This window comes from Pedobacter soli, from assembly GCF_900101435.1.
Classification (GTDB): Bacteria; Bacteroidota; Bacteroidia; order Sphingobacteriales; family Sphingobacteriaceae; genus Pedobacter; species Pedobacter soli.
On record NZ_FMZH01000011.1, the window covers coordinates 88391 to 114912 of the forward strand.

Below are 26522 nucleotides of genomic sequence, written 5' to 3' on the forward strand. Positions count from 1 at the left end.
ATTAGTTCGTTTATGTTTCAATTTACTATGAAGGTTTACCATAGACTAGAATATAGTTGATTGTGATGTAGCGAATTAAATTTGGCTATCAAATCTTAAATGATGTATTGTGCTTAGAAAATATTTATTAATTTTTTTCCCTCTAATTTTTGTTCTTCATTCGTTCTGTGCAAACGCGCAAAGAGGTACTGTTAGTTATAAACTAATCGTTAATGAGAAAAATCTCGGCAAAAAGATGCAACAGAATTTAATTATCTATTTTGATAAATTGAATTCTGTGGAATTGAGGATTAAGCCAAAAAATCCAGGTGGCAATATTCCTGTCGATGATTTAAATCAAGTTCGGATACTTAAATCAGGAAAACCAACTTTTGTTTATAAAGATTTTTCAAAGAAAAAAATGTTGCTATCTGATTATATTGGTACTAAAAAAGTAATCTTAACAGATACTTTAAATAATTTTAAGTGGAAGATATTAAAGGAAAAGAAGAAAATAGGGAATCTTAATTGTAGAAAAGCAGAAACCGCATTTAGAGGAAGATTATATGAAGCTTGGTATGCTGAAGAAGTTCCTATTCAAAATGGTCCATGGAAATTTTGTGGTTTACCTGGCTTAATCGTTATGATTAAAGACACAGAATCTGATTTTTTATACGAATTAACTGGTATTGATTTGAAAGCAAGATTTGAAAATAAAATAATTGACATTCCCTTAGCTTATGAAAAAGATAAAGCTGTTACATATAAGGAATTTAGAATTTTGTATAATAAAAAAATTGAGGATTATATTAGACTATCGAGAGTTGAACAAGCCACACATGAAGGTATTACCGGAAAGATAAACATACATATGCCCGAAAAACAAGAAAAATTTTAATGAGCAAATTTTTCATCTTTTTGTTTGTTATTTTTATCCATCATCTATCTCTAGCACAATCTGTACAGTTAACCGGTTCTGTAATATCTGGAACTGAGAAACTTCCCTCTGCTTCGATCCAACTTAAAATTTTTGGAAACGAAGACCTCTTTACTTACGGCTTTTCTGACGAAGAAGGAAATTATAAACTTAGCTGCGAAATAAGCCAATCCGATAAATTCCTTTTAATTGCTGCCTATATCGGTTATCAAAGAGATACATTGATTGTAAGTAGGACTGATCTTTTAAAACAAGCTATTTTTCAGCATAATTTCAATTTAAAGGAAGATAAAAAACAGCTTGATGAAATTTATATTAAAGCGCCTAATGCCGTTGAGGTAAATAACGACACTACAAAATACAATGTATTGCGTTTTACGAGTCCTGAAGATAGAAATCTGGAAAGTGTTCTAAAAAAAATGCCTGGCATGGAGGTAAATAAAGATGGAACCATCTTTTTTAAAGGTAAGAAAATTAGCAAGGTATTATTGGAAGGTGATGATTTAACAGGTGAGGGGTATAAGGCCATTACCAAAAATCTAAAGCCTGAATTTGTTGAGGAAGTACAGGCATTGGAGCATTATGTTGAAGATAATTTACTTAAAGGTATTATCAATAGCGACGATATTGTTTTGAACCTGAAGATAAAGGATAAGGGAGTAAAGAAAATAGTAGGAAGTATTGATGCAGGCTTGGGAACGAACCAACGAAGAATGTTGTCTACTAACCTGATTTCTTTCATTAACAGAACGAAAGCCTTCGCCTTTGCTAACCATAATAATTTAAGTAGCAGCTAATAATAACACTCTGGAACTTGTAGACGAGAATAGGGCATTTACCGGCAATAATCAAATCATTCGTCATGAAGTAGGTACTTATAATCCTTTCGATGGAAGTTCATATACATTGAATAATACTACTCAAGGCAGTGTAAATGCAATAACCAGATTTAGCGATAAATTTAAAATCAGTTACTCCTTATATTATGTATGGAATAAGCTGTACGGCCAGACCAGTATGCAGCGTACTTATTTTTCACCAAACTATGTACATATCGAAGATAATGACAATAGAACCAGTTTAAACAAAACGCTTAAAGCAGACTTTAGTTCCGATTATCTGGTAAAAAGCAATGCCCGTTTGTGGGCAAAACTATCTTACAGGCAAATACCTGAAAAATTTAACAGTACAGCTTTTTCTTTATTCAATAATGTTGCTGGCGATAGTATTTTGCAAGATCAGGTTGATTTAAACAGGAATATAAATGCCCAGTTAAAATATACCGTCAAGGTGAACCAAACAACGGCTTATTTACTTTCGGCCCGAGTTTTGGCCGATGATGTTGATCAAAATTATCAAACCAACTCACTGCTTTACCAACATATTCCGGTTTTTAGGGGAACACAAAACCTAAATCAGCTTGTAAACAATACCAATTTTAAGTTGAAACTGGACTTTGAAGGATTAAAACGCTACAATACAAATTTCTTATATTTAAACCTTGGCAATGAGCTGAATCATTTTAATATTAAATCGAACTTGTTTGGCGAGTATAATGGCAACAAGCAATCCATTGGTGGCAATTTCAGGAATGATAATTTCTTTAGGCTAAATCAAAGTTATATTACCGGTAAATACGTATATGATAAGGATCCTGTTAAAATACAGGTACAGTTAAAATCGACTTTGCAATTGCTAAAAAATATGGGGAAGGATAGTAAATATCTTATTTTAGAGCCAAGTTTGGCTTTTTCTTATAAATTATCTGATATACAGCTAATTTCCTTAAACTATCAGTATAAAAACATAAATCCTCAACCAATTGAGTATTATGAAAATAGTATCCTTACCGATCTCCGTAGTTTTAACAATGGTTTAACGCAATTTTATAATTACAACATGCACAATTTAAGCATGAATTATAATTTTAATGATTTTGCCAACAGCTATTTTACCTTCAATTTGGGTATAAACGGGAGCTATAGTTCCAATGGTTTTCTGTATACCAACTTATTTGCAAATACTTTAAATTACACCAGGAAAGAAGCCTATAAAGGGGTGAAAACAATAACAACTAACCTCAATGCAAAGAAATTTTTTCCAGTTTTATCCATGTCTGTTACTGCAAATTACGCTCCCACTTTTTTAACCTATTTCAGTAAAGCGGTTAATGAAATAAATGAATATCATACTTTTAATCAAACTGCACTGCTAAAAATTAATACAGGGTTTAATTTGCCGATAAATTTTGGATTGGGTGCAGAGCTGCAAATCAATACAACCAAAAGTAGAGGAGAGCAGGTTGCACAAAATAAGGCTTATCATTATATACTGGAATACAGGTATAAAATAAGTGATCGAATTTTTAATATTTTATCTTATAACTACTACAGGATGAATCATCAAAAATTTAACTTAATTGATGCTGAGCTGCAGTACAACCCTACTAAAGGAAATTTTAAATACAGTATTCAAGGGAAAAATCTCGCTAATCTTAAAGCTTTTACCAATTTAAATATTAATGAAATCTCTGCTTCGAGTTATTCATCATCTATTTTAGGCAGATATGTTAGTTTTAATATTTCAATGTCTATCAAATAAGCTTTAAACAAAAAAGACCTACATCGCTGTAAGTCTTATTTCTTTAGGGCCTTTGGCCGCCTCTAAATCTGTTAAGCAGTTCGCGCTTAAATGCTTCCTGCGCCCGGTAAAATTTACCAACAACTTTAATCGGTAGCGAAGATTTAAGCTTGTTGTAATATTTTTTATCGAGATTAAGATCCCTTTGTTTAAAATCAAATTCGCTGGTGATTAAGGTCTGAACCTGTGCATCGCTTAAATTATCTATTTCATCTACTTTTCTGAACGAGATCATTTTTTGCATGCGCTCTTTACGTAAAGCGTTTTGTTCGGCCTGCATATCGTTATAAATTGGCCAGAAAATCTTCGCCTCTTCGGGTGATAAATCTAGTTTTTGGGTAAAAAACGCAATTTTAAGCGATTCTATTTCTTCTCCTTTTGGTTTTTGTGCCAAAACTGTAGCGGGTAATAGAAACATTAAAGCAACAAAAAGTAAATTCTTCATTTCTTAATTAATTATTTAGTTCCTGTGATAAATCATTTGATGAAAAATGATTCAGGATATAGTTTTCCATTTCTGTATCTGACGCAGCATTCGTTTTTGATGAGTTGGTATTCTGAGCCTCTAAATGCTCAATAATGGTATTCTCATCAATATCATAAAGCAATTGCTCATTGGCAAGATCGGCTGTTGGTGTTTTTGCTACCGGTACCGATGGATTATTTTGATAAAAATAAGCCCCAAATGTTGCCATTAAAACAAAACAGGCCGCGCTTGCATATTTAACTATGTTTCTTCTCCATAGCGGAACAATCTTAGCTGCCTTTTTAGGTGTTTCTGCTGCAATTTTACTATTAATTCTACTTTGTAAAGTATCAAAGTAGTTTTCCGGTACAGCAAACGGTTGTGCTTTTGGCATTTCCGACAGGCTGATCCGCATTTCAATGCGTTCCGTTAAATCTTCAAAATAATTTTGCGGAACCTCAAAACTATTCTGGTTTGTTTTATCCTTCAGGCCATCTAAAAAAACAGCAGTAAGAACTTGCTCTTCAACACCTTCGAAATATCCATCCGGAACGGCAAAAGGATTCCGTTTGCCCATTGCTGCAAGGGTAGGGGCTTCGTTTATCCAATCGTTATTTTCTAAATTCTCGTTCATCACAGATATATGATACAATTCAGGTGAAAAGGTTTAATATTCAATTTCATCATTTGTAATAAAAGCTTCAATTTTTTTTGCCGCAATATGAAACGATGCTTTTAAAGCACCTACAGAAGTGCCAAGTACCTCCGAAATTTCTTCATATTTCATATCATCAAAATATTTCATATTGAAGATAATGCGTTGTTTTTCAGGCAAAGTGAGGATGGCTTTTTGCAGTTTTAATTCGAGTTTATCGCCGTTGAAATACGATGAAGCAACCAGATTATCGGCTAGCTCAGATGAAACTTCATCTAAAGGAGTATTGTTTTTCTGCTTTTGCTTGTTTAAAAAAGTGATCGATTCGTTGGTAGCAATGCGGTAGATCCAGGTGTACAGTTGTGAATCACTTCTGAATTTATCGAGGTTTTTCCAAACTTTAACAAATACTTCCTGCAAAAGATCGTCGCAGTCGTCGTGATTGAGTACCAATCTCCTGATGTGCCAGTAAATTTTTTGCTGATATTTTTTTAAAAGCAGGTTAAAGGCTTCATTACGGGTCTTCTCGACGGCAAACATTTCAAGAATTTCTGAATCTTCAACTTGTCTCATTTATGATAATTATAAAACCACAAAGACACTAAGAACACAAAGGTTTGGTTATGCTCGGTGCTCCTGGTGTCTTTGCAGTTAAATTTTAACTCTATTTTTTTCTGCCGATTACTTTTTGCACAGCTTCAACAATGTTAACGGCATCTAATCCGTATTTAGCCATTAATTGATCCGGTGTTCCGCTTTCGCCGAAAGTATCGTTAGTGGCTACAAACTCTTGCGGAGTTGGCAATTCAGTAGTTAACAAACGGGCAACGCTTTCGCCTAAACCACCAAATTTGTTATGCTCTTCGCAGGTTACTACACAACCAGTTTTTTTCACTGACTTTAAGATTGCTTCGTCATCTAAAGGTTTAATGGTGTGGATATTTATAATTTCCGCATCAATACCCAGTTCTGCCAGTTTTTCCCCGGCTTCGATTGCTTTCCAAACCATGTGACCGGTTGCAATAATGGTTACATCGGTACCTTCGTTAACCATCCAGGCTTTACCAATCTCGAATTTTTGATCAGGATCTGTAAATACAGGGATAACTGGACGACCAAAACGCAGGTAAACTGGTCCTTCGTATTCGGCAATGGCCATAGTTGCTGCTTTGGTTTGGTTATAATCGCAAGGATTAATTACCACCATACCCGGCAACATTTTCATTAAACCAATATCTTCTAAAATCTGGTGTGTTGCACCATCTTCGCCAAGGGTTAAACCCGCATGCGAAGCACAGATTTTTACGTTTTTGTTTGAGTAAGCTACAGACTGACGAATCTGATCGTAAACACGGCCTGTAGAAAAGTTGGCAAAAGTACCGGTGAAAGGAATTTTACCGCCAATAGTCATACCGGCTGCAATACCAATCATGTTCGCTTCGGCAATACCAACCTGTGTAAAACGCTCTGGAAAATCTTTAATAAAAGCATCCATTTTAAGCGATCCAACTAAATCGGCACATAAGGCAACCACATTTTCGTTTTTCTTGCCTGCTTCATGTAAGCCAGCGCCAAATCCCGAACGTGTATCTTTTTTTTCTGTATATGTGTATTTTTTCATTATTTCTTTGATATCAGATTTTAGATATTAGATATGAGACTCAAATCCCATATCTCACATCCCAATCTGGTTTTAGTAGTCCCCTAAAGTTTCTGGTAATTGAGCTAAAGCAGCAGCCAACTGTTCGTCGTTTGGTGCTGTACCGTGCCATTTATGCGTACCCATCATATAATCTACGCCTGCACCCATTTGTGTGCTCATTAAATTTAAGATTGGTTTACCTTTTCCTGTTAAAGTTTTAGCATAGTGTAAACCTTCAACAATTGATTGCATATCGTTACCATCGGTATTGATTACATGCCATCCGAAAGCTTCGAATTTAGCTTGTAAATCATCTAAAGCAAGTACTTTGCTTGTAGGGCCATCAATTTGCTGACCGTTATAATCAACAGAAGCAATTAAGTGGTCTACTTTATTAAATGGAGCAAACATTGCTGCTTCCCAGTTTTGGCCTTCCTGTAATTCTCCATCACCCAATAATGCAAAGATGATAGATTTATCGCCGTTTAATTTTTTGGCTAAAGCTGCACCAATAGCAACAGATAAGCCCTGGCCTAGTGAGCCTGAAGCTACACGGATTCCTGGTAAATGTTCGTGTGTAGTTGGGTGACCTTGCAATCTAGAGTCTAGTTTACGGAAAGTTGCCAATTCACTTTTGTCAAAATAGCCTGCATGAGCCAAAGTACTGTACCAAACCGGAGAAATGTGACCGTTAGATAAGAAAAACAAATCTTCGCCTGCACCTTCCATGGTGAAGTCGGTTTTGTGGTTCATTACTTCGAAGTATAAAGCGGTAAAAAAGTCTGTGCATCCAAGTGAGGCACCAGGGTGGCCAGACTGACATCCGTGAACCATTCTAACGATATCTCGTCTGATCTGAGAGGCAATATCTTCTAGCTCTTTAATTGTATGTTTCATTAAAATTAGAGGTTGTTGTTACATAGCAAAGTTAATATTTTACTTGCTATATCATAATTAGTTATTGATTAAATCGAGTACTTGCTGTGTTGAATTTTTAGTGTCAACTTTATTAATGATGTGAGCAATTTTGCCTTCGCCATCAATAATAAAAGTTGTACGTACGGTACCCATATACTTTTTGCCGTACATGTTTTTCTCGGCCCAAACGCCATAATCGTTTACGATTTTCTGATCGGTATCGGCCAATAGGGTAAAAGGTAAATTGTGTTTGGTTACAAACTTCTGGTGCGATTTTTCGTCATCAACACTAACCCCCAAAACCAAAATGCCTTTAGCCTGTAAGCCCTGATAGTTATCTCTAAAATCACAAGCTTCGGCGGTGCAGCCTGGAGTATCGTCTTTCGGGTAAAAATAAAGCACAACTGTTTTTCCTTTATAATCGCTTAACGATACCTCAATGCCATTTTGATCTTTTGATGTAATTGCAGGTGCCTGATCACCTTCTTTTAACTCTGCCATATTATAAATGATTGAATTTTTGACTGATAAAATGATTGAATGTTGCAAGTTAAACAGTTTAAACCATTATCGTGTTCAATATATGTTAAAAGATGACTTTACATTAATTAATAACCGATATTTAAATGATCAATAACCAAGTACCAATAACCAAGCACCAATATTCAATTATCAAATGCCAATAACCAATTATCAAAGTTTCTGTTAACAGAACTAACCAATTAAAGGTTTGTGCCAGGTTTGATAATTTGTGCTTGTAATTTGATTATTATGTAATAACGGATTTGTGCCCGGTTTGATAATTGGTGCTTGTGATTTGATTATTTAGTAATAAAGGGTTTGTACCAGGTTTGATAATTGGTGCTTGTGATTTGATTATTTCAGGCTTACCTCGAAAAGCCCACGCTATAATGCCTGGTGTTTTCTTTCATATCAGTTACCACCAGTTCGAGGCTGTGTTTACCACTGCTTGTCCGTTCGTCGAAACTGTGCCAAAGTGTAGCGGTTTTGGCATCAAATTCCATTAAAACCCATTTGCCATCTATATAACCGTTAAAACTTTTAATTCCGGATAAATTATCGCTGATTTTGAAAGTCATTTTCGATAAACCAGCCATATTACGGCCCTCGGAAATATTGACTGTTACAATTCTCGGCGCAATAGTATCAACAGCAATGTAAAAGCTGCCAAAGTTTTTTGGGGTGGCTTTCACAAAACCGTTATCGAAACTACCGCCCTGCGATGAACCATTTGTATTTACAATCAGGGCCTTGCTCCTTAAATTTTCTGGCAGATTATCTGCTTTGATCCATAAATCGAAGCCAATATGAAGCGGGGTGTAACGGTTATGGATCTGGTGTATAGCCGACCAGGCATTGCCAGCTGGTTTAGGTAGTTTTTTGTAGCTGAAATTGAGGTCGTTGTATAAAGTGCCCATCGGGAAAACCACCTTAATATCTTCATTATTAAACTCGTTAACCTTATTGTATGGATAAATGATACCAGGCGGAATAGTTGGTGCTGCTACAGGTGCTGTTCCTGCATTTACTGTAAAGGGTAAAACAGATGAATTCCCTTTCGAATCGGTAATGATATAACGCAACTGGTGGGGAGCACTATCGTTAAAATTGATTCTGCCGTTATTTACCAAACCGCTGTATATTTTTAATGGATTACCAGGGTCAACAAAGCTTTTTTGAATGCTTCTCTTCGTATTGATATAAGTTGGATAATCGATATGGGAATTAATGGCTTTACTGTCTTCAAAGGCGAAACGTTCTAATGCCGAAGTGTAAATTTTCTTGCCATCGAGTTCCAGTTGGATAGAGTAAACACCATTGGTGCCCGATAAACCATTGTGCCTGTCGGTTACTACAATGCCAAAGCCCACCTCGCCGGTTAAACTGATTGGTGCTGTTGTTTTGTACTGGCCACTTCCACCCGAAATGGCGATGGCTTGTTTTGGGGTAAATTCGTTAAAGGTTTTTCCGTTTAGGCGGTAAACGTAAAGCCCATGGATAACCGGGGGGATATTATCGGGAATAATAATGCCAAAAAACTGTGGATTGATGGTTTCTTCAGTCTTGGTATCCCTGATTTCGAAATGTAAATGCGGTCCGCCAGAGCTGCCACGGTTGCCCGACCAGGCAATAATTTCGCCTTTGTGTACCGGGATTAAGGTTGCATCAGGAAATTCATCAATTTCGAACGATTTCTTTTCGTATTCGAGGTTTTTAACCACGGTTGCAATTTTAGGTGCAAAACGCTGCAAATGACCATAAACTGTGGTGAAACCATTGGGGTGGTTAATGTAAAGTGCCTGACCAAAGCCACTGTTTTGTACCCTTAGCCGCGAAATATAACCATCGGCAACGGCGTATACCGGATAACCTTCCCGCTGGTTGGTTCTGAAATCGATACCAGAGTGGAAATGGTTTCCCCTGATTTCGCCAAAAGAACCTGCGAGGGCAGGAGGGGTAATATCTAACGGTTGCCTGAAATCGGTAATAGGGTATTTATTGGTGCTGAAAATCTGTTGTGCCTGTGCGAAATTAAAAGCTGATAAAAATAAGAGCGCAAGTTTACTGAAAAGGAGGATCGGATTTTTAGTCATTCGTTACTTTACATCAAAATTTAGTAGTTGTTTGCCTTCCAGCCAGGCTTCTAATTTATCGCCTTTGTTTATTTTACCCACACCTTCGGGGGTTCCGGTAAAAATTAAATCGCCTTTTTTTAAAGTAATGTATTGCGAAACAAAGCTGATTATCTTCTCGAACGAGAAGAGCAGGTCTTTAGTATGGCCAACCTGACGGCTTTCTCCGTTTATTTTTAACTCGAAATTTAAATTGTAAAGGTCTTCGAAATCGCTTTTGGGGGTAAAAAGGCTGATGGGGGCAGAGTTATCGAACGCTTTGGCCAGTTCCCAGGGTAATCCTTTTTCTTTGTGTTTGCTCTGGATATCGCGCGCAGTAAAGTCGATACCTAAGCCCACTTCGTCATAGTAATTGGCGGCAAATTTTTCGGCAATGTGTTTTCCTTCCTTACAGATTTTTAAAACTACTTCGAGCTCGTAATGTACGTCATCGGAAAAATCGGGCAGGTAAAAAGGTTTGTTGTCTTTTAGTACAGCAGTATCGGGTTTCAAAAAAATTACCGGTGTAGTTGGAATCGGATTGTTCAGTTCTTTGGCATGTTCGGCGTAGTTGCGGCCAATGGCTATGATTTTCATCTTTAAAAATTGTGGTGTAAGCAAATAGACTGGGTTAAACCCGGGTCAAATTCAAAAATAGAAAAGAAAATGGTGTTATAAAACTGAGATGCGTTTTACCTGGCTTTCTGTTCCGGCAATAACTCTTAAAAAATAGATACCCGCATTAATTCTGCTCGGGATGGTAAAGGATTTGGTTTGCTCGCCGGCGTTTAAGCGCTCATTTGATAAAGTAGCTACTTCGTTACCCAGTAAATCGATAATTTTTATGGTAGTTTGTGTACCATCTTTACCAATAGAAAGAATAATATTTAGCTGATCTTCAACTGGATTGGGGTATATTTTTACAATCGTCAGTAATTTATCTTTTGGGGTAACGGTTGCAGCCCTGGGGGTAGTAGAATAAGAATTGAATAAACCACTGCCACCAATTGACATGTAAAGCGGTTTATAAGGGGTAATATTGGCTTTAATTTCGGGGATTCTGCTTACTTTTTTGGCTCTGTTTTTAAGGCTAATCTTAATGCTATCAGCCTGTTGCGACCAAGAATTTACGCTGCATAACAAAACCATGCACAATGTGCAGGCTAGTTTGGTGAGCAACGTTGTCTTAGTGTAGAGTTTCATCAAATTGGTAATGCAAATGTATTAATTTAAAACAAAGAAATTAAACATTTTGTTTAAAAGCCATAATTTAACACAATTTAACAATAATATTTAAATTTCAAAGTGTTGAAAATACACAATAATTTGGTTGTTAAATTGTTATAGTTAGATTACTTTTGCCCCACTTAAATAATCAACGAAGTGTCAAATCATAAAAATGTCAACGCGTTAACCGCTGGTGGGGTTCTAATTAGTTTGGGAATTGTATTCGGCGATATTGGTACATCACCATTGTATACCCTCAACGCAATTTTCACCAGTATTTTAGGCGTAAAAGATGGCGTGGCTTCACATCCGGGAACAATTACCAACGATATTGTACTCGGGGTACTTTCCTGTATCATCTGGACGCTAACTTTACAAACAACTGTTAAATATGTTATTATAACCCTGAGGGCCGATAACAAGGGTGAGGGAGGAATATTTTCGCTGTTCTCATTGGTGCGTAAAAAGGCCAAATGGTTAATTTTACCCGCCATAGTGGGTGGTTGTGCCTTGCTTGCCGATGGGGTTATTACTCCCAGTATTACGGTAACTTCGGCCATTGAGGGATTAACCAATAAGTTCGATATTCCTGTTGTACCGGTGGTAATCGCCATTTTAACCGTGCTTTTTGTAATCCAGCAATTTGGTACCAACCTGGTTGGAAAACTGTTTGGACCGGTAATGTTTGTGTGGTTTACCGTTTTGGGGGTTGCCGGATTACTGTTTATTGTTAAAGATTTCAGCATTTTACGAGCGCTTAATCCTTATTATGCTGTGCACCTGCTGGCTACTAACAGTAAAGCTTTTATTATTCTGGGAGGCGTTTTTCTATGTACAACCGGAGCCGAGGCACTTTACTCGGATTTGGGGCATTGCGGTCGCAATAACATCAGGATCAGCTGGATTTTTGTTAAAATTACACTCATTTTAAACTACCTGGGACAAGGGGTATGGATTTTACAGAACGAAGGTACTTTCGTACCCAGCTCTAAAATGAACCCGTTTTTCCAGATCATATCGAGTCATTTCCAGGTACCGATGGTAATATTGGCCACTATGGCTGCGGTGATTGCCAGTCAGGCGTTGATTAGTGGCTCTTTTACGCTGATTTCGGAAGCTGTACGTTTAAACCTTTGGCCGAAGATTAAAATCGTTTATCCATCTGTTTCAAAAGGACAGTTGTATGTACCTTCGATTAACTGGATGCTCTGGTTAGGCTGTTGCAGTATCGTGTTCTTCTGGGAAGAATCGTCTAAAATGGATGCCGCATACGGGCTTTCTATCACCATAGCAATGTTAATGACCACCATTTTGGTTAGTGTATATTTGAGGAGCAAGCGATTCCCGAAATACCTTATCGCTATTTTTATTTCAGTTTATGTATTGATTGAAGGTACCTTCCTTTTTAGTAACCTGCATAAGTTCTCTGATGGTGGTTGGCTTACTGTACTTATTGGTTCGGCACTCTTTACCGTAATGTGGAGCTGGTTTGTAGCCCGTAAAATCAAAAACAGATTTGTAAAATACGTAGAAATAGAAGATTACTATCAGATTTTGAGTGAGTTGAGTAGTGATGAATCTGTACCGAAATATTCTTCACAACTGGTGTACTTAACCAGCGCCAATTTCAAAACCGAAATTGAATCGAAAATCATCTATTCTATTATTCAAAAAGAGCCCAAACGTGCCGATGTGTATTGGTTGGTGCATGTTGATGTGATGGACGAACCTTATACTTTAGATTATAAAGTAGAGTTCCTGATTCCTGGTAAACTGATCAGGATCGACTTTAAATTAGGTTTCAGAATTGAGCAACGTGTTAACTTACTTTATCGTAAAGTAGTTGAAGAACTGGTAAAAAACGGTGAAATTGACATCACGAGTCAATACACCTCGCTAAACAAACATAAAATTGCCGGCGATTTCAGGTTTGTGCTTTTAGAAAAACACTTATCTAAATTTACCAAACTGAGTTTCTATGAACGTACAATTATGGATTATTACTTTATCCTGAAACGTTTAAGTTTATCAGAAGAGCGGAGTTTTGGTTTGGATAGCAGTTACGTAGATGTGGAGAAAGTGCCGCTGATTTTTGTTACGCCAGATGATATTGAATTGAACAGATTACCGGTTTAATGGGTAGGAATCTAATTATTTTGCTTGCGATAGTTTTATTTATTGCAGGTCCTGCAGCAAAAGTAAATGGCTTGCCGCATAGCGAATACTACCTCATCCTTTCGGGAATTGGTTTGGTTATTTTGACGACTTTTCTTTTTAAGAAAAAGTCTTCGTAGAACCTCAAACTACTTTGGTTGGTGAGGACACCACCATTAGATATTCTATCGGTCGGTGTCTTCACCGACCGAAATAAATTACTCCATAAAGTGTGTAAGGAAGCCAAATTCATCAACTCCCGTTTCATAGAAGTTTGCGCTACTCCATCTATAATCTTCTGGCTGTGCCGATAAATTCCATTTCTCCTGAATGGGATTATCATGGATATAATCTAATTTCTGAATTAGAATACTTTCACGACTCAGTGGGATAGCCAGCGGATCTCTTTTCCAAAACTGGTAGGATCTGTCATTCTTTTCAGAATGGTATTGATTTAATAGGAGGGGATTGTTGGCCGCTAGATATTTCTTAAATTCGTGTGCAGTAAATTTTGTAAAACTTGCAGCAGGGCTTTCCTTTCCATTTATTTTTAGCATATTCCAGATTACATGGATATGGTTGGGCATGATTACGTAGCCATAAACCTCAATAACTTTTCGAAAAACTAAAAATTTCAATGAATTGATAACGATCATTTTTAAATGGTCATCAACTAATAAATGAGCAAAATTACAGATCGTATCTGTATAAAAATATGGATAATTGTAATCCATTTGCCCCTGTCTTTTGTGGTAGATGTACATAGTTTCAAATTAGCTGCAGGGACAACTTTTGATACAAGATACAAAAAAGCGGGTAAATAAGTTGGTCGGTGAGAAAGCGAACTACAGAATAAGGTAAAAGAAGTGCGGGGATCAAATTAATGGATCAAATCAGTTGGTCGGTGAGGACACCGACCAATAGAAAGATGATCTATCGGTTGGTGTCTTCACCGACCGATTAGTGAATTGTTAAATTACTCCCTTACCCTTAGGTATTTACTCATCGTATTGGTGTAATTATCATCAAAAGAAACAGCTGAAATTTCTTTATATTTTATCTTTGTTGGCTCCTCATCCAAATAGCCTGCAGGGTCGAAATTCAAAATTTTTAAGCTTCTTTCTTTTACTTTTGTAATTTCTCCGATTCTAAAAAAGAACAGGTCATCATTTTCATTTTCTATGGCACAATTTAAATTAGTTTGCTTTATAGAAGTGAAGATCGTTTTCCAATTCTCGAGATCAATATGATGGGGGATTGTAATCAGTTTTTTCTGACCTTCCTGCTCCATAATCCCGTCAAAAAACTGATCATAATCGTTGTTTCTAATTTTGGCTATAGAGGCAATTGGGAATATCTGAAATCCGTTAAAAACAAAATCATCATTTTCAATAATCAGTATAAAATCAAATGAGTGATCTAAAATATAGCCATGTGAAAGCTTGTACGACTTGTTGCCAACGTCTCTTTTAATTTTGACGTAATTTCTCTCTGCCTGATGCTTTTCTATTTTTTCAAAAATAGTCATATCGATCTTTTAAACCTCCTGACTTGCCAATTTACTATGCTTATACCCATAAGCAAAATACACAACCAGGCCTACAACCAGCCAGATGCCGAAGCCAATCCAGTTCGAGATGCCCAGTTCGCACATCATGTACAAGCAACTGATCAATCCTAAAACCGGGATTAATGACAGGTTTTTAGTGATGCAATAAAAGGTAATGATTACGCAGATAATCAGGAAAATCCACATAGGTATTTTGTGTTTAAAGAGGCTCCAGCCGCTTTCATATTTCTTTTCAACGCTAACCTTCGATGCAGCGATAAACTGCTCGTAACGATCACCAGGTAATGCACTTAGGTAAGATTCTGCATCTACTTTTTCGGCAAGGATGATCTGCGGAGCTGAATTTTTTACAATTTCTTCCTTAACAATTTTAAGTTCTTCGCCATTTAATGAAGTGACAAAATTTACAGTTTCAACCGTTTTAGGGGAATTAAAGAAGAAAGCTTTGGTTTCCTTTCCATATTGTGTAAAGGCAAATACAATGCTTCCGATAAAAATAACAGGAACGATAAATTTACTGTTTACATAAGGGATTTTGAATTTTCCACGTTGTACATCTGGTCTGTTCTGCAAGACCAATACACCAGCACATACGAGTACGAAAGCGAAAAGCGTTCCGATAGAGCAAAGGTCGGTAACGATGGTGAGGTTCATGAATAACGATGGAACAGCAACCACAAAGCCTACCACAATTGTGGCAAACGAAGGTGTTTTGTATTTTGGGTGGATTTTTGAAAAAGATTTCGGTAACAATCCATCCCTGCTCATACTCATCCATATACGAGGTTGACCCATCTGGAAAACCAAAAGTACACTGGCCATAGCAAAAACAGCACTCACGGCAATAATTCCACTCATTAATTTGAGATCAATCTGATCGAAAACAAAGGCTAATGGATCGCCAACGGCTAAAGTATCAGACTTTACAATACCTGTTAAAACCAGCGCTATAGCTACGTAAAGCAGTGTACAGATGATAATGGCCCACATCATCCCGCGCGGTAAATCGCGCTGTGGGTTTTTACATTCTTCGGCTGTGGTAGAAATAGCATCGAAGCCGATATAAGCAAAAAATACCGCCGAAACACCTTTTAATATACCCGAAACGCCATTTGGTGCAAAGGGATTCCAGTTTTTAGTATCTACGTAAAATATACCTACAGCCAGTACCAGTAAAATTACAGCCAGTTTAACCACTACCATCGCATTGCTGGCGTTACGGCTTTCTTTCATTCCGCGGTAAATTAACCAGGTAATTAAAATGATAATCGCTAAAGCCGGGATATCGGCTACCAGGTGGAAACCACCAATTTTAGGTGCAGTAAGCCAGGCATTGTTAGCAAGGGCTGTGGCAGAATCTAAATCGGCTAAATTTTTGCCTGCCGCCAATAAAGCTTCGGCATGTTTATGGCCATTGTAAGCGCTCAGGTAATCCATGGTCATCCAATCGGGTACATGGATACCATCAATGCCCAAAGGTGGTATTTTGATGGTAGAGAGTAAACCTGTAAAATAATCAGACCAGGATATGGCTACGGTAATGTTTCCGATGGAATATTCCATAATGAGCGACCAGCCAATAATCCAGGCGATTAATTCGCCGAAAGCCACGTAAGAATAGGTATAGGCACTGCCCGAAACCGGTACCATTGAGGCAAATTCGGCATAGGCGAAAGCTGCAAAACTACAGGCAACAGCTGTAAAAATGAACAGAAAAATTACCGCCGGACCACCATCGGCACTGGCTTTACCAATCGTACTAAAAATACCAGCACCAATAATAGCTGCAATACCAAAGGCGGTTAAATCGCGTACACCGAGGGTTTTATGTAAAGTGTTTTCGTGGTCGCCATAGCCTTTTGCTGCATCTTGTAATATCTTGGAAATGGATTTCTTTCTGAATAGCTTTTCGAACATTTGTTGCTTGATTGTTTCTTCAAACTTATAAAAAGTTTGGTTAAAAACGTTTAAAGCAGGATATAAATTTCATTACACGCGTGGAGAGATGAGAATGCAATGTAACTTAATCGCTGGTGTTTTATGAAATTAATGTCAAAAAGTTCGATTATTTGCTCGTCATAAGCCTTTATTTGATTTGCATAATTTTAAGCGCTACGAAAGCATTAATTTTGCCTCATCCAATATAAACAGAGAATATGCGGGCATAAAATCCTGTTTGATTGGAATATAAACAACTACATTTTTTATATTTATGAATACGGGCACTTTAGACATTAAATACATCAAAGAACGTCATCAGGGAATAGCCACAATATTGGCTTTTGCCCTAATTCCCTTATCGGGTTTTGCTACCGATATTTACATTCCTTCATTGCCCACAATGGCTGGCGAAATGCAGGTTAGCAACGTTCAGGTTCAGCTTACGTTAAGTATATTTTTGATTAGTTATGGCGTTGCACAATTGTTTATCGGGAGTGTGCTCGATAGCTTTGGCCGTTATAAAATTGGCTTGTATTCGCTGTTGATTTTTGCTGCAGCGAGTATTGTCATTGCCACCACGCGTAACATTTACCTCATTTATTTAATGCGTATCATACATGGGCTCACCGTTGGGGCTATTGTGGTGGCTAAACGCGCCTATTTTGTCGATCTTTTCGAGGGCGATCAGCTTAAGCATTACCTCAGTTTGTTTTCCATTATCTGGTCAACCGGACCTATTGTAGCACCTTTTATTGGGGGCTACCTGCAAACGGTTTTTGGCTGGGAGTCTAACTTCTATTTTTTGGGTGGTTTTGCTTTGGTTTTTGCCTTACTCGAGTTTATGTTCAGTGGCGAAACCTTAAAACATTTTACCGATTTTCAGTTGAAGAAAATAGCCAATATTTATGCTACAATGATTAAAACCACCAGTTTTACGCTGGGTATTGTAATGTTGGGGTTGGCTTATTGTATGGTAATGGTTTACAACATGACGGGGCCGTTTATCATCGAACACCATTTGCACCTCTCGCCCGTTATTGCAGGTTATAGCTCACTGGTATTGGGTTTTGCCTGGATGGTAGGTGGCTTTATAGGTAAGGCAACTATTAACCGTCCTTTTTTCAGGCGATTGGCCATTAACTCGGTTTTACAGCTGGTATTTGTGATATTGATGATGCTGAGCCTTAATTTTATCAGTAATCTTTACTCGCTAATCTTTTTTGCCTTTATCATTCACATTGGGGCTGGTTTTACCTTTAACAACTACTTTACTTTCTGTTTGAGCAAATTTCCGAAAAATGCGGGTATTGCCGGAGGTTTAACAGGCGGTATTACTTATGTTATTGTATCGTTTTTGAGTTATGCAGTGGTAAGCCTTGTACCGGCAAAAGATGAGCGCAATCTGAGCTACAGCTATCTGATCATGATCGTTATATCGTTAATAGTAATGTTTATGATTTTAAGGGTAAGAAAAAGGGAACAGGTAAATTAAAACAGCTTGTTTTTTCGGATTTAAACATCAAAAAAAAGTCGTAGCATTTTGCTACGACTTTTTTTATTTTTTCAGTGAAAAACCTTCCACCGTTAAACCTGTGGCCTTATGTTATCCCAGTTTGTCGAGTTCTCCTTTTACAAAGCTGGCAAGCTCTTTAACATATTCGGCGCTGAAATCGAATTTAATGCCGGCAGTTTCATAAATCTCGTTCATGGGTTTGGTGTAACCCAAAGCAAGGGCTGCCAGGTATTGGTCTAATGCTTTTTCAGGGTTTTCCTTGTAGTTTTTCCATACGGCAATGGCACCCAATTGGGCAATTGCATATTCGATATAGTAAAAAGGAACTTCGAATAAATGCAGCTGTTTTTGCCAAACATTGCCAAATTGTTGTTCCTGACCATCCCAGTTGGCAAAGCCTGCACCAAAACGGTTGTAAATTTGTTTAAAGGTTTCTTCGCGGTCTGCAGCAGTATGGTTCGGGTTGGTATAAATCCAGTGTTGAAACTGATCAATTACCGCTACCCAAGGCAATGTTTTTAACACATCGGCCAGTTGTTCTTTTTTAGCACGAAGTAAATCTTCTTCATTATCGAAATAAACATCCCATTTATCCATGGAAATCAATTCCATACTCATAGAGGCTAATTCGGCAACTTCTGACGGGCAGTGTTTAAAATCGTTCAATTCTAAATTTGCTGTTAAAAAAGTATGCACAGCATGACCGCCCTCATGTACCATTGTAGTTAAATCACGGAGTGAGTTGGCCGAGTTCATGAAAATAAACGGGGCTCCGGTTTCGGCCAAAGGATAGTTATAGCCTCCCGGCGCTTTGCCTTTTCTGCTTTCTACATCAAAAAGGTTATTGGCTTTCATAGTTGCCAGTTTCTCTCCCAGTTTTGGGTCAATAGCATTGAAACAGGTAATACTCTTATCAATCAGTTCTGCGCCATTGTTGAAAGGTTTTAATGCAGGTTTACCGCTTACACTTACTTCTAAATCCCATGGTTTTACAGCCTCTAAACCCAGTGCTTCCCTGCGTTTTTCGGCCTGTTCTTTCAAAATCGGCACAATTTCCTTTTCTATGGCATTGGCAAAATCGTAGCAATCTTGAGGGGTATAATCAAAACGGCCCAAAGCCTGAAACATATAATCGCGGTAGTTTTCGAAACCTGCGTTTAAGGCTACCTGATTGCGCAATTTAATCAGTTCATCAAAAAGGATATTTAAATCGTCTTTATCAACCAGGCGGCGTTGCTGGATCGTTTTCCAGGCATTTTCGCGGACTTCGCGGTTCAAATCCTTTACCAGGATAGAAGCCTGCTCCATGGTGTATTCCTGACCGTTAATGGTTACGCTCATGGCGCCGGTAACACTCTGGTATTTTTGTTGCTTAACCTGAAGTTCGGTAAACAATTCGATATTTTCTTCGCGGAAAAGTTCCAGTGCTTTTTTAACCGACCTGTTGTAAACGAAATATTTTTCCTTATCCAGCTCATCCAGGTATGGACTTTCTACAAATTTCTTGTTTAGCTCATTAGATAGCGGAGAGATTTTAGGCGAAATTTCGGTCGCGAAATACTGGAAACTTTTAACCAGCTCTTCGTTAGCCGTATCGCAGGTCATTTTAATGTAGCGCCAGGCAAAATCTTCTTCTAAAGCAGCTTCCAGCTCCGAGCGGTCTTTTAGCCATTGCTCTATGGCTGCTTTATTTTCAATGCCGCGGTTTTGGAGCTCGTCAAAAATAGGGGCTAGGCTTTCCCAGGTAATGGTCAAATCCTGCGGAATATATGTTCTTGGTTTTTTGGTGATGATCATGTTTAGTTTAATTATGGAATGATGGTATGACTGATTGTGGTAAGCTTAAGGCTAAGCATTCAATCCTTCAAAACTCAAATTCATTCATTTTTATTTATGTCTCAAATATGCGTCTATTAAAAAGCAAATGGCAAAAACCACCGAAGCATAACCATTTAAGGTTTGAAATGCGCGGTTTACCTTGCTAATATCGTTTGGTTTTACAAGCAGGTGCTGATAAATTAACATCGAGCAGAAAAATACAATCCCAACATAATACACCCAGCTAAATTCGGTAAAGAACACGGGTAAGATTACGCAGGCTGCCGAAAATACATGCAATAAAACCGAAACGTTCAGTGCATTTTTTATGCCAAGAGCCGACGGAATGGAATGTAAATTTTCTTCACGGTCGAAATCTTCATCCTGCAAGGCATAAATAATATCGAAACCGCTTACCCAAAACAATACGGTTAACGAATACAAAACCGGCACCAAAGCAAACTGACCGGTTACAGCAATATATGCACCTATGGGCGCCAATGATAAGCCAAGACCTAATACCAGGTGACAAAGTGCGGTAAACCTTTTGGTGTAACTGTAAAATAATACCACAAAAAGGGCAACGGGCGATAAATAAAAACAAAGTGGATTAATAAAATAGGTGGCAATGGCAAATAATACGCAATTGATGATCACAAAAGTGAGCGCTTCGCTTGCCGAAACTTTTCCTGCCGGGATATCGCGCATTTTAGTGCGCGGATTTTTGGCATCAATATTCCGGTCCAAATAGCGGTTAAAGGCCATGGCCGAGTTACGTGCAAAAACCATACACAACAAAACCAATATCAGTTTATACCACGAAAAAGGATTATCGGTAGTGGTTACGCCCAGAAAAAAACCGATCATGGCAAAGGGCAATGCAAAAACCGAGTGTGCAAATAATACGAGTGAAAAGTATTTTTTCATGAATTGGTAATGGTTAACTGTTCTGTTTGCTGATGGTTAATAGTTGATGGTTAATGGCCGATTGCCGATACTGATGAAACCAATGACTAATGAACTATTGAACATCAAATATTAAAACCGCTTATAATCGGTCGGTACTACAAAATCTTTATTTACTTCAGAGATGAAATTCAAAACTTCATCTTTACCCAGGGCTTTTTCGGCCGAAGTAATAAAAGTTGCCGGGATTTCTTCAAAAAACTCACTCAATTTCCGCTTAAAACCAGCAACATTTTTTTGTGTAGTGGTCATACCTTGTTTATCGGCTTTAGTAAAAATCAGTGAGAAAGGAATTTGCTTTTCGCCCAACCAATAACAAAATTCAATATCAATTTGCTGGGGTTCCAAACGGCTGTCAATCAAAACAAAAACACATTGTAAACTTTCTCTTTTGGTGATGTAAGCACGGATAAATTTCTCCCATTTTTCGCGACTTGTTTTCGAAACTTTTGCATAACCGTAACCCGGCAAATCGACAATATACCAGGCCTCATTAACCAAAAAGTGGTTAATAAGCTGTGTTTTTCCCGGACGTTGAGATGTTTTTGCCAAACCATGCTGATTAACCAACATGTTGATTAAAGAAGATTTACCCACATTAGAGCGGCCAATAAAAGCGTACTCGGGCATTGTTGGTGGCGGCAAAGCCGAAACCTGGGTGTTGCTGCATATAAATGCTGCTGTTTTGATAACCATAGGGCAAAGGTAACAATTAGTTTTGAGTTGGGGGGTTGGAGTTGGGAGTCGAAATTTAATGAGGTCAGCAATTCGTAAAGTTTAGAGGAATAACTAAACTGCAAACTCTAAACTCCCAACTGCAAACTCTTTTCTTTATCTTTGCCACATATCATGAATCAGAATATCACTCCATACCAGGTAGCAGATGCAACCAAAAAAGAACAGGTTGCAACCATGTTCAATAATATTTCGGGCACTTACGATTTTTTAAACCATTTTCTTTCTTTGGGTATTGATGTGCTTTGGCGCAAAAAAGCCATTAAAGAACTGGTTCCGATCCATCCCAGAACGATGTTGGATGTAGCTACCGGAACCGGCGATTTTGCTTTTGAAGCCATTAAAAAATTGCATCCCGAAAAGGTAATTGGTGTAGATATTTCTGAAGGGATGCTCGAAGTAGCCAAAAAGAAAATCAACGAACGCAGTTTGAACGAAGTATTTTCGGTTCAGGTTGGCGATTCGGAAGGTTTGCATTTTGAAAACGACACCTTTGATGCGATTACCTGTGCCTATGGTGTGCGTAATTTCGAAAATTTAGAAAAAGGCCTGACCGATATGTACCGGGTATTAAAGCCTAATGGAAAAATGGTGATCCTCGAATTTTCTAAACCTAAGGTTTTTCCGGTTAAGCAGCTTTACAGTTTTTATTTTAAACAGGTAACGCCTTTTTTCGGTAAGCTGTTTTCTAAAGATCACCGGGCCTATACTTATCTGCCCGAATCGGTAGCGGCTTTCCCTGATGGAGAAGATTTTACAACCCTGATGCAAAAAGTTGGTTTTAAAAGTACCAAACACAAAAGTTTAACGTTTGGAATAAGTTCGATATACACCGGAACTAAATGATAAAAAAATTAAGCCTCATTCTTTCACTCTTTACCATTTCTACAGCTGCTCTTGCTCAAAACTGGGGTGGTGGTATAGATGATGAGGACTGGAGTTTTGGTTTTAATTTTCAATACATTTCGGCAGAATACAAAATCCTTAAAAAACAGAACTGGCGTTCGCCATTTTACGAGGTGCCCAACAGCAATGGCGTATCTTACGATCCTGCTTCGGGTACCATGGTTACCAATTCGCTAAATTCGATTTCGAGTAAACCTTCACAGGGTTTTGGTTTAGGTTTTGTAATGAACAGGAATATTTCCGAGAATTTCGATATCCGTTCTACCCCTTCACTCATTTTTAGCGATAGGGTAGTGAGTTACGAATATGTGCCAACCGATCCGGTAAATGTGGGCAATGGGCAAACCAAAAACTATCAAACCCTGGTTGATAAGAAGGTGCAGGCTACCATGTTCGAGTTTCCGCTGGGTATTAAAGTCAAATCGAACCGCTTAAATAATTTCAGGGCCTACTGGTTAGGTGGGATGAAGTATTCAATCGATATTGCTTCAAAAAAGAAAACTTTTGATGAAGGTGAAACTGCAGTAAACAAATTGCTCAAAAACGATCGCAATTACTTTTCATACGAAACGGGAATTGGTTTTGACCTTTATTTCGAGTACTTCAAAATGTCGCCCGAAATTAAACTCTCGTATTCTACCAGCGATATTCTGAAACACGACGATACCGCTTATGCCAATCCGATCGATAAGTTGAAATTGCGTCAATTCACGTTCAGTTTGATTTTTCAATAGCCCATACCATTCAAAAAAACTTATCTTTGTCTACCCAGGTAGATTAAACAGGTTTTTATCTGAAATATTACCTTGACTTAAAATTCATAAACATGTCTAAAATCGCATTAATTACAGGTGCAACTTCTGGTATTGGCGAAGCTTGCGCACATACATTTGCCCAACAAGGCTATCAATTAATACTTTTGGCTCGCAGGGAAGAAAGACTGGCCAAAATAGCCCATCATTTGGCAGATAAATATGCGATTGAAATTAAACAGGTTATTGCCGATGTACGTGACAGGGAAAGCTTAACTGCTGCCTTAGAAGTTTTACCTGCCGACTGGAAAAAGGTTGACGTGTTGGTAAACAATGCAGGGTTAAGCCAGGGCCTGGACCCGATTGATAAAGGCAATACCGACGATTGGGATACCATGATCGATACCAATGTTAAAGGATTGCTTTATGTAACCAAAATTGTTTCCAACTGGATGATCGCTAACCAATCGGGGCATATTATCAACATTGGTTCTATTGCCGGAAAAGAAGTTTATCCAAACGGAAACGTATATTGTGCCAGCAAACACGCCGTTGATGCACTGAGCAAAGGGATGCGGATTGATCTTTTGCCCCACGGCATCAAGGTTACGGAGATTAATCCGGGCATGGTTGAAACCGAATTTTCGGTGGTGCGTTTTAAAGGTGATGAAGACCGGGCTAAAAAGGTCTACGAAAATCTGGAACCATTAATTGCAGATGATATTGCCGATGCCATTTGGTATGTAGTAAGCAGGCCTAAGCATGTAAACATTAACGATATGCTGATTATGCCAAGTGTACAGGCAACGGCAACGATTATAAATAGAGGATAGTTAGGTTAACTGTTTAAATTGTATAAACTGCTTAACTGTAACTGGTTCGCAGTTGACAATTTGCAGTTAACAATTAACAATTTCGCAATTAAACAATTGTACTTATCGAACAGTTAACCGATTTGAACAATTAACCAATTAAACAGTTAACCGATTAACCATTTTAAAAAAACAATGATATCAACAACAATAGATCAGGAAATAAAAAAAGCCATGTTGGCTAAAAACAATGCACAGTTAAGGGGTTTAAGGGCAATAAAAGCTGCTTTACTTTTGGCTAAAACCGAAAAAGGTTCTTCAGAAGAAATTACAGAAGAAGCAGAGCTTAAAATCCTTCAGAAACTGATTAAACAACGTCGCGAGTCGGCCGATATTTACAGACAGCAAAACCGCGAAGATTTGTTTCAGGTAGAGGAAGAAGAAATTGAAGTAATTAACCAGTTTTTGCCTAAGCAATTGGATAGGACGGAGGTTGCGGCAATTATCGAAACAGTAATCAAACAATCTGGCGCTACATCGGTTAAGGATATGGGGAAAGTAATGGGCATGGCTAACAAAGAACTTGCCGGTAAAGCCGATGGTAAATTAATTGCCGAAATTGTTAAAGAAAAACTAGCTTAGTTTAAAGCTAAAAGCGGAAAGACTAAAGCTTAAAGCGTATTTATCGCTAACCGCTTGCCGCTTCACGCTTTGCAAAAGACGTTTTTAGACCGTTTTCGATTTTATTTCAGAAAAATGGCAAAGAAATGCAAAAATTTAATTTTACTCTACTAACTTAGTAGCACAGTACCATCTATTTATATATATGACATACCAGGTAATAGAAGAAGACGGATTTAAATACATCGAAGCTGGAAAAGGCGAAACGCTGGTATTGCTACACGGCTTAATGGGCGAACTGAGCAATTGGGAGCCGGTTATCGATCATTTTAAAGATCGTTACCATGTGGTAATCCCTATTTTGCCGATATACGATTTACCCATTTTAACACTGGGCGTAAAAGCCCTTTCGCGCTACCTGCACAGATTTTTAAAATTCAAGAACTTAAGTCAGGTGGTGCTGGTAGGTAACTCGCTTGGTGGCCATGTTGGTTTGGTATTTACCGTGGCCCATCAAGAGTTTGTTAAAGCTTTGGTTTTAACAGGGAGTTCTGGTTTATACGAAAATGCTTTTGGTGGTTCTTTCCCGCGTAGAGAGAGTTATGATTATATTAAAGAGAAAGTAGAATTTACATTTTATGATCCGGCTACGGCAACCAAAGAGCTGGTTGACGACGTATTTAAAACAGTTAACGACAGATCGCGCGTAATTCGTATCTTAACCATGGCAAAATCGGCTATACGCCATAACATGGCTAAAGAATTATCGAAAATTACCATACCGGTTTCGTTAATCTGGGGTAAAAACGATAAAGTTACGCCACCAGAAGTGGCCGAAGAATTTCACGAACTGTTGCCCAATTCTGAATTGAACTGGGTAGATAAATGCGGGCATGCACCAATGATGGAGCATCCCGAAATATTTAATGCTTTTTTAGAGAAATTTTTAGACAGAATATTGTTAAAATAATGTTTGCTCAGGAAATCATATCGAATGTTATACCCACACTAAGCAGCGATGACACGGTGCAAAAGGCTTTAGATCGGATGAACGATTTTAAACTAAAGCATTTGCCAGTTGTTAACGAAAGTGCTTTTGTTGGGCTCGTAGCCGAAGATGATTTGTTGAGCATTCTAGATCACGATACCCTTTTAAATAACGAGTCGGTACATCTGCTGAACGTTTTCGTACAGAGTGATACACATACTTACGACGTAATCAGGCTGTTGAGCCAGTTAAAGCTTACCGCTGTTCCGGTTTTGGATCAGCAGAAAAATTATGCAGGCATCATTCCCATCGGCAATATGGTTGATGCGGTGGCACAACAGTATGCCGTAAACGAGCCTGGAGGCATTATTGTACTCGAAATCAGTAACCGCGATAATTCGCTGGCACACATTTCGCAGATTGTAGAAGCCGATAATGCACAGATTCTTTCTTCTTACGTGAGTTCTTTTGCAGATTCTACACGTTTAGAAGTCACATTAAAAGTAAATAAAACTGAAATTACTTCATTGGTAGCTTCTTTCGAAAGGTATGATTATCAGGTAAAAGAAGTATACAACAACACACAGATTGATGATGGGTCGCAGGAGCGTTACGATTCGTTCATGAATTATTTAAATGTATAAACCTA

26 protein-coding genes are annotated in these 26522 nt (G+C 38.0%); 11 read left to right on the forward strand and 15 right to left on the reverse strand.

The annotated features are described in order from the left end of the window. Positions 1–109 precede the first annotated feature (109 nt). The 3 genes from BLR37_RS20190 to BLR37_RS20200 all read left to right on the forward strand — a co-directional run bounded on the left by BLR37_RS20190 (position 110) and on the right by BLR37_RS20200 (position 3517). Positions 110–877, forward strand: a complete 768-nt coding sequence (locus tag BLR37_RS20190; protein ID WP_167356652.1) for a GLPGLI family protein — start codon at positions 110–112, stop codon at positions 875–877. After that, a complete protein-coding gene (locus BLR37_RS20195) occupies positions 877–1713 on the forward strand; it encodes a peptidase associated/transthyretin-like domain-containing protein (RefSeq protein WP_090771787.1) in 837 nt (278 codons plus the stop codon). The genes BLR37_RS20190 and BLR37_RS20195 overlap by 1 nt, the downstream gene beginning before the upstream one ends. A 109-nt stretch (positions 1714–1822) precedes the next feature. Then, positions 1823–3517, forward strand: coding sequence for a hypothetical protein (locus tag BLR37_RS20200; protein WP_090771789.1), 1695 nt, complete (start codon positions 1823–1825; stop codon positions 3515–3517). Positions 3518–3560: 43 nt separating this feature from the next. On the opposite strand, the gene BLR37_RS20205 is transcribed toward BLR37_RS20200, so the two are convergent. The 9 genes from BLR37_RS20205 to BLR37_RS20245 all read right to left on the reverse strand — a co-directional run bounded on the left by BLR37_RS20205 (position 3561) and on the right by BLR37_RS20245 (position 11073). Continuing rightward, positions 3561–4001, reverse strand: a complete 441-nt coding sequence (locus tag BLR37_RS20205; protein ID WP_039477451.1) for a hypothetical protein — start codon at positions 3999–4001, stop codon at positions 3561–3563. Positions 4002–4008: 7 nt separating this feature from the next. Further along, a complete protein-coding gene (locus tag BLR37_RS20210) occupies positions 4009–4656 on the reverse strand; it encodes a hypothetical protein (protein ID WP_090771791.1) in 648 nt (215 codons plus the stop codon). A 33-nt stretch (positions 4657–4689) separates the two neighbouring features. After that, on the reverse strand, positions 4690–5250 hold the full coding sequence (locus tag BLR37_RS20215) for an RNA polymerase sigma factor (protein ID WP_090771792.1): 561 nt from the start codon (positions 5248–5250) through the stop codon (positions 4690–4692). A 91-nt stretch (positions 5251–5341) separates the two neighbouring features. After that, complete coding sequence (locus tag BLR37_RS20220; protein ID WP_039477453.1) at positions 5342–6298, reverse strand: transketolase family protein; 957 nt, start codon at positions 6296–6298, stop codon at positions 5342–5344. A gap of 72 nt (positions 6299–6370) precedes the next feature. Then, positions 6371–7216, reverse strand: a complete 846-nt coding sequence (locus BLR37_RS20225; RefSeq protein WP_039477455.1) for a transketolase — start codon at positions 7214–7216, stop codon at positions 6371–6373. A 57-nt stretch (positions 7217–7273) separates the two neighbouring features. Further along, complete coding sequence (gene bcp / locus BLR37_RS20230) at positions 7274–7738, reverse strand: thioredoxin-dependent thiol peroxidase (protein WP_090771794.1); 465 nt, start codon at positions 7736–7738, stop codon at positions 7274–7276. 386 nt (positions 7739–8124) lie between these two features. Then, complete coding sequence (locus tag BLR37_RS20235; protein ID WP_090771796.1) at positions 8125–9852, reverse strand: M23 family metallopeptidase; 1728 nt, start codon at positions 9850–9852, stop codon at positions 8125–8127. Between the two features lie 3 nt (positions 9853–9855). Then, on the reverse strand, positions 9856–10467 hold the full coding sequence (locus BLR37_RS20240; protein ID WP_090771798.1) for a fumarylacetoacetate hydrolase family protein: 612 nt from the start codon (positions 10465–10467) through the stop codon (positions 9856–9858). A gap of 75 nt (positions 10468–10542) precedes the next feature. After that, positions 10543–11073 carry a T9SS type A sorting domain-containing protein gene (locus tag BLR37_RS20245; protein ID WP_244154715.1) on the reverse strand — a complete coding sequence of 177 codons (531 nt, stop codon included), beginning with the start codon at positions 11071–11073 and terminating at the stop codon, positions 10543–10545. Positions 11074–11253: 180 nt separating this feature from the next. Between BLR37_RS20245 and BLR37_RS20250 the strand changes: the two genes are divergently transcribed. After that, a complete protein-coding gene (locus BLR37_RS20250) occupies positions 11254–13233 on the forward strand; it encodes a KUP/HAK/KT family potassium transporter (protein WP_090771801.1) in 1980 nt (659 codons plus the stop codon). Positions 13234–13469: 236 nt separating this feature from the next. Here the strand turns inward: BLR37_RS20250 and BLR37_RS20255 are convergent, their stop codons facing one another. From BLR37_RS20255 to BLR37_RS20265, 3 genes are all read right to left on the reverse strand, one after another. Then, entirely contained in the window at positions 13470–13907 is a 438-nt protein-coding gene (locus BLR37_RS20255) for a transposase (RefSeq protein WP_208599701.1), read from the reverse strand. A gap of 320 nt (positions 13908–14227) precedes the next feature. Then, positions 14228–14779 carry a hypothetical protein gene (locus BLR37_RS20260; protein WP_090771802.1) on the reverse strand — a complete coding sequence of 184 codons (552 nt, stop codon included), beginning with the start codon at positions 14777–14779 and terminating at the stop codon, positions 14228–14230. 9 nt (positions 14780–14788) lie between these two features. Beyond that, positions 14789–16738 (reverse strand): amino acid permease, encoded by a 1950-nt coding sequence (locus BLR37_RS20265; protein ID WP_090771803.1) that lies wholly within the window; start codon positions 16736–16738, stop codon positions 14789–14791. A gap of 295 nt (positions 16739–17033) precedes the next feature. On the opposite strand from BLR37_RS20265, the gene BLR37_RS20270 reads away from it, so the two are divergent. Continuing rightward, positions 17034–18254, forward strand: a complete 1221-nt coding sequence (locus BLR37_RS20270; RefSeq protein WP_090771805.1) for an MFS transporter — start codon at positions 17034–17036, stop codon at positions 18252–18254. Positions 18255–18365: 111 nt separating this feature from the next. On the opposite strand, the gene BLR37_RS20275 is transcribed toward BLR37_RS20270, so the two are convergent. The 3 genes from BLR37_RS20275 to yihA form a co-directional block, all read right to left on the reverse strand. After that, complete coding sequence (locus BLR37_RS20275; RefSeq protein ID WP_090771807.1) at positions 18366–20072, reverse strand: M3 family oligoendopeptidase; 1707 nt, start codon at positions 20070–20072, stop codon at positions 18366–18368. A 90-nt stretch (positions 20073–20162) separates the two neighbouring features. After that, complete coding sequence (locus BLR37_RS20280; protein ID WP_039477471.1) at positions 20163–21020, reverse strand: UbiA-like polyprenyltransferase; 858 nt, start codon at positions 21018–21020, stop codon at positions 20163–20165. A 111-nt stretch (positions 21021–21131) separates the two neighbouring features. Next, positions 21132–21755 (reverse strand): ribosome biogenesis GTP-binding protein YihA/YsxC, encoded by a 624-nt coding sequence (yihA, locus tag BLR37_RS20285; protein ID WP_090771809.1) that lies wholly within the window; start codon positions 21753–21755, stop codon positions 21132–21134. A gap of 153 nt (positions 21756–21908) precedes the next feature. Here yihA and ubiE point away from each other — a divergent pair, with 153 nt between their 5' ends. The 6 genes from ubiE (at position 21909) to BLR37_RS20315 (ending at position 26517) form a co-directional block, all read left to right on the forward strand. After that, entirely contained in the window at positions 21909–22640 is a 732-nt protein-coding gene (ubiE, locus tag BLR37_RS20290) for a bifunctional demethylmenaquinone methyltransferase/2-methoxy-6-polyprenyl-1,4-benzoquinol methylase UbiE (protein WP_208599702.1), read from the forward strand. Next, on the forward strand, positions 22637–23434 hold the full coding sequence (gene porT, locus BLR37_RS20295; RefSeq protein WP_090771811.1) for a type IX secretion/gliding motility protein PorT/SprT: 798 nt from the start codon (positions 22637–22639) through the stop codon (positions 23432–23434). Before ubiE ends, porT begins: the two co-directional genes overlap by 4 nt. 92 nt (positions 23435–23526) lie before the next feature. Next, complete coding sequence (locus BLR37_RS20300; protein ID WP_090771813.1) at positions 23527–24285, forward strand: SDR family oxidoreductase; 759 nt, start codon at positions 23527–23529, stop codon at positions 24283–24285. A 174-nt stretch (positions 24286–24459) separates the two neighbouring features. Further along, entirely contained in the window at positions 24460–24906 is a 447-nt protein-coding gene (locus BLR37_RS20305; protein WP_090771815.1) for a GatB/YqeY domain-containing protein, read from the forward strand. Positions 24907–25090: 184 nt separating this feature from the next. After that, a complete protein-coding gene (locus BLR37_RS20310) occupies positions 25091–25855 on the forward strand; it encodes an alpha/beta fold hydrolase (protein ID WP_090771817.1) in 765 nt (254 codons plus the stop codon). After that, entirely contained in the window at positions 25855–26517 is a 663-nt protein-coding gene (locus tag BLR37_RS20315) for a CBS domain-containing protein (protein WP_090771819.1), read from the forward strand. The genes BLR37_RS20310 and BLR37_RS20315 overlap by 1 nt, the downstream gene beginning before the upstream one ends. The last annotated feature ends 5 nt before the right edge of the window (positions 26518–26522 follow it).

Excerpts from the sequence above, each read along its gene's own strand:
- BLR37_RS20195 (WP_090771787.1), top strand. The coding sequence starts at position 877 with ATGAGCAAATTTTTCATCTTTTTGTTTGTTATTTTTATCCATCATCTA.
- BLR37_RS20205 (WP_039477451.1), bottom strand. The coding sequence starts at position 4,001 with ATGAAGAATTTACTTTTTGTTGCTTTAATGTTTCTATTACCCGCTACA.
- BLR37_RS20210 (WP_090771791.1), bottom strand. The coding sequence starts at position 4,656 with ATGAACGAGAATTTAGAAAATAACGATTGGATAAACGAAGCCCCTACC.
- BLR37_RS20215 (WP_090771792.1), bottom strand. The coding sequence starts at position 5,250 with ATGAGACAAGTTGAAGATTCAGAAATTCTTGAAATGTTTGCCGTCGAG.
- BLR37_RS20220 (WP_039477453.1), bottom strand. The coding sequence starts at position 6,298 with ATGAAAAAATACACATATACAGAAAAAAAAGATACACGTTCGGGATTT.
- BLR37_RS20225 (WP_039477455.1), bottom strand. The coding sequence starts at position 7,216 with ATGAAACATACAATTAAAGAGCTAGAAGATATTGCCTCTCAGATCAGA.
- bcp (WP_090771794.1), bottom strand. The coding sequence starts at position 7,738 with ATGGCAGAGTTAAAAGAAGGTGATCAGGCACCTGCAATTACATCAAAA.
- BLR37_RS20235 (WP_090771796.1), bottom strand. The coding sequence starts at position 9,852 with ATGACTAAAAATCCGATCCTCCTTTTCAGTAAACTTGCGCTCTTATTT.
- BLR37_RS20240 (WP_090771798.1), bottom strand. The coding sequence starts at position 10,467 with ATGAAAATCATAGCCATTGGCCGCAACTACGCCGAACATGCCAAAGAA.
- BLR37_RS20245 (WP_244154715.1), bottom strand. The coding sequence starts at position 11,073 with ATGAAACTCTACACTAAGACAACGTTGCTCACCAAACTAGCCTGCACA.
- BLR37_RS20255 (WP_208599701.1), bottom strand. The coding sequence starts at position 13,907 with ATGATCGTTATCAATTCATTGAAATTTTTAGTTTTTCGAAAAGTTATT.
- BLR37_RS20260 (WP_090771802.1), bottom strand. The coding sequence starts at position 14,779 with ATGACTATTTTTGAAAAAATAGAAAAGCATCAGGCAGAGAGAAATTAC.
- BLR37_RS20265 (WP_090771803.1), bottom strand. The coding sequence starts at position 16,738 with ATGTTCGAAAAGCTATTCAGAAAGAAATCCATTTCCAAGATATTACAA.
- BLR37_RS20270 (WP_090771805.1), top strand. The coding sequence starts at position 17,034 with ATGAATACGGGCACTTTAGACATTAAATACATCAAAGAACGTCATCAG.
- BLR37_RS20275 (WP_090771807.1), bottom strand. The coding sequence starts at position 20,072 with ATGATCATCACCAAAAAACCAAGAACATATATTCCGCAGGATTTGACC.
- BLR37_RS20280 (WP_039477471.1), bottom strand. The coding sequence starts at position 21,020 with ATGAAAAAATACTTTTCACTCGTATTATTTGCACACTCGGTTTTTGCA.
- yihA (WP_090771809.1), bottom strand. The coding sequence starts at position 21,755 with ATGGTTATCAAAACAGCAGCATTTATATGCAGCAACACCCAGGTTTCG.
- ubiE (WP_208599702.1), top strand. The coding sequence starts at position 21,909 with ATGAATCAGAATATCACTCCATACCAGGTAGCAGATGCAACCAAAAAA.
- porT (WP_090771811.1), top strand. The coding sequence starts at position 22,637 with ATGATAAAAAAATTAAGCCTCATTCTTTCACTCTTTACCATTTCTACA.
- BLR37_RS20300 (WP_090771813.1), top strand. The coding sequence starts at position 23,527 with ATGTCTAAAATCGCATTAATTACAGGTGCAACTTCTGGTATTGGCGAA.
- BLR37_RS20305 (WP_090771815.1), top strand. The coding sequence starts at position 24,460 with ATGATATCAACAACAATAGATCAGGAAATAAAAAAAGCCATGTTGGCT.
- BLR37_RS20310 (WP_090771817.1), top strand. The coding sequence starts at position 25,091 with ATGACATACCAGGTAATAGAAGAAGACGGATTTAAATACATCGAAGCT.
- BLR37_RS20315 (WP_090771819.1), top strand. The coding sequence starts at position 25,855 with ATGTTTGCTCAGGAAATCATATCGAATGTTATACCCACACTAAGCAGC.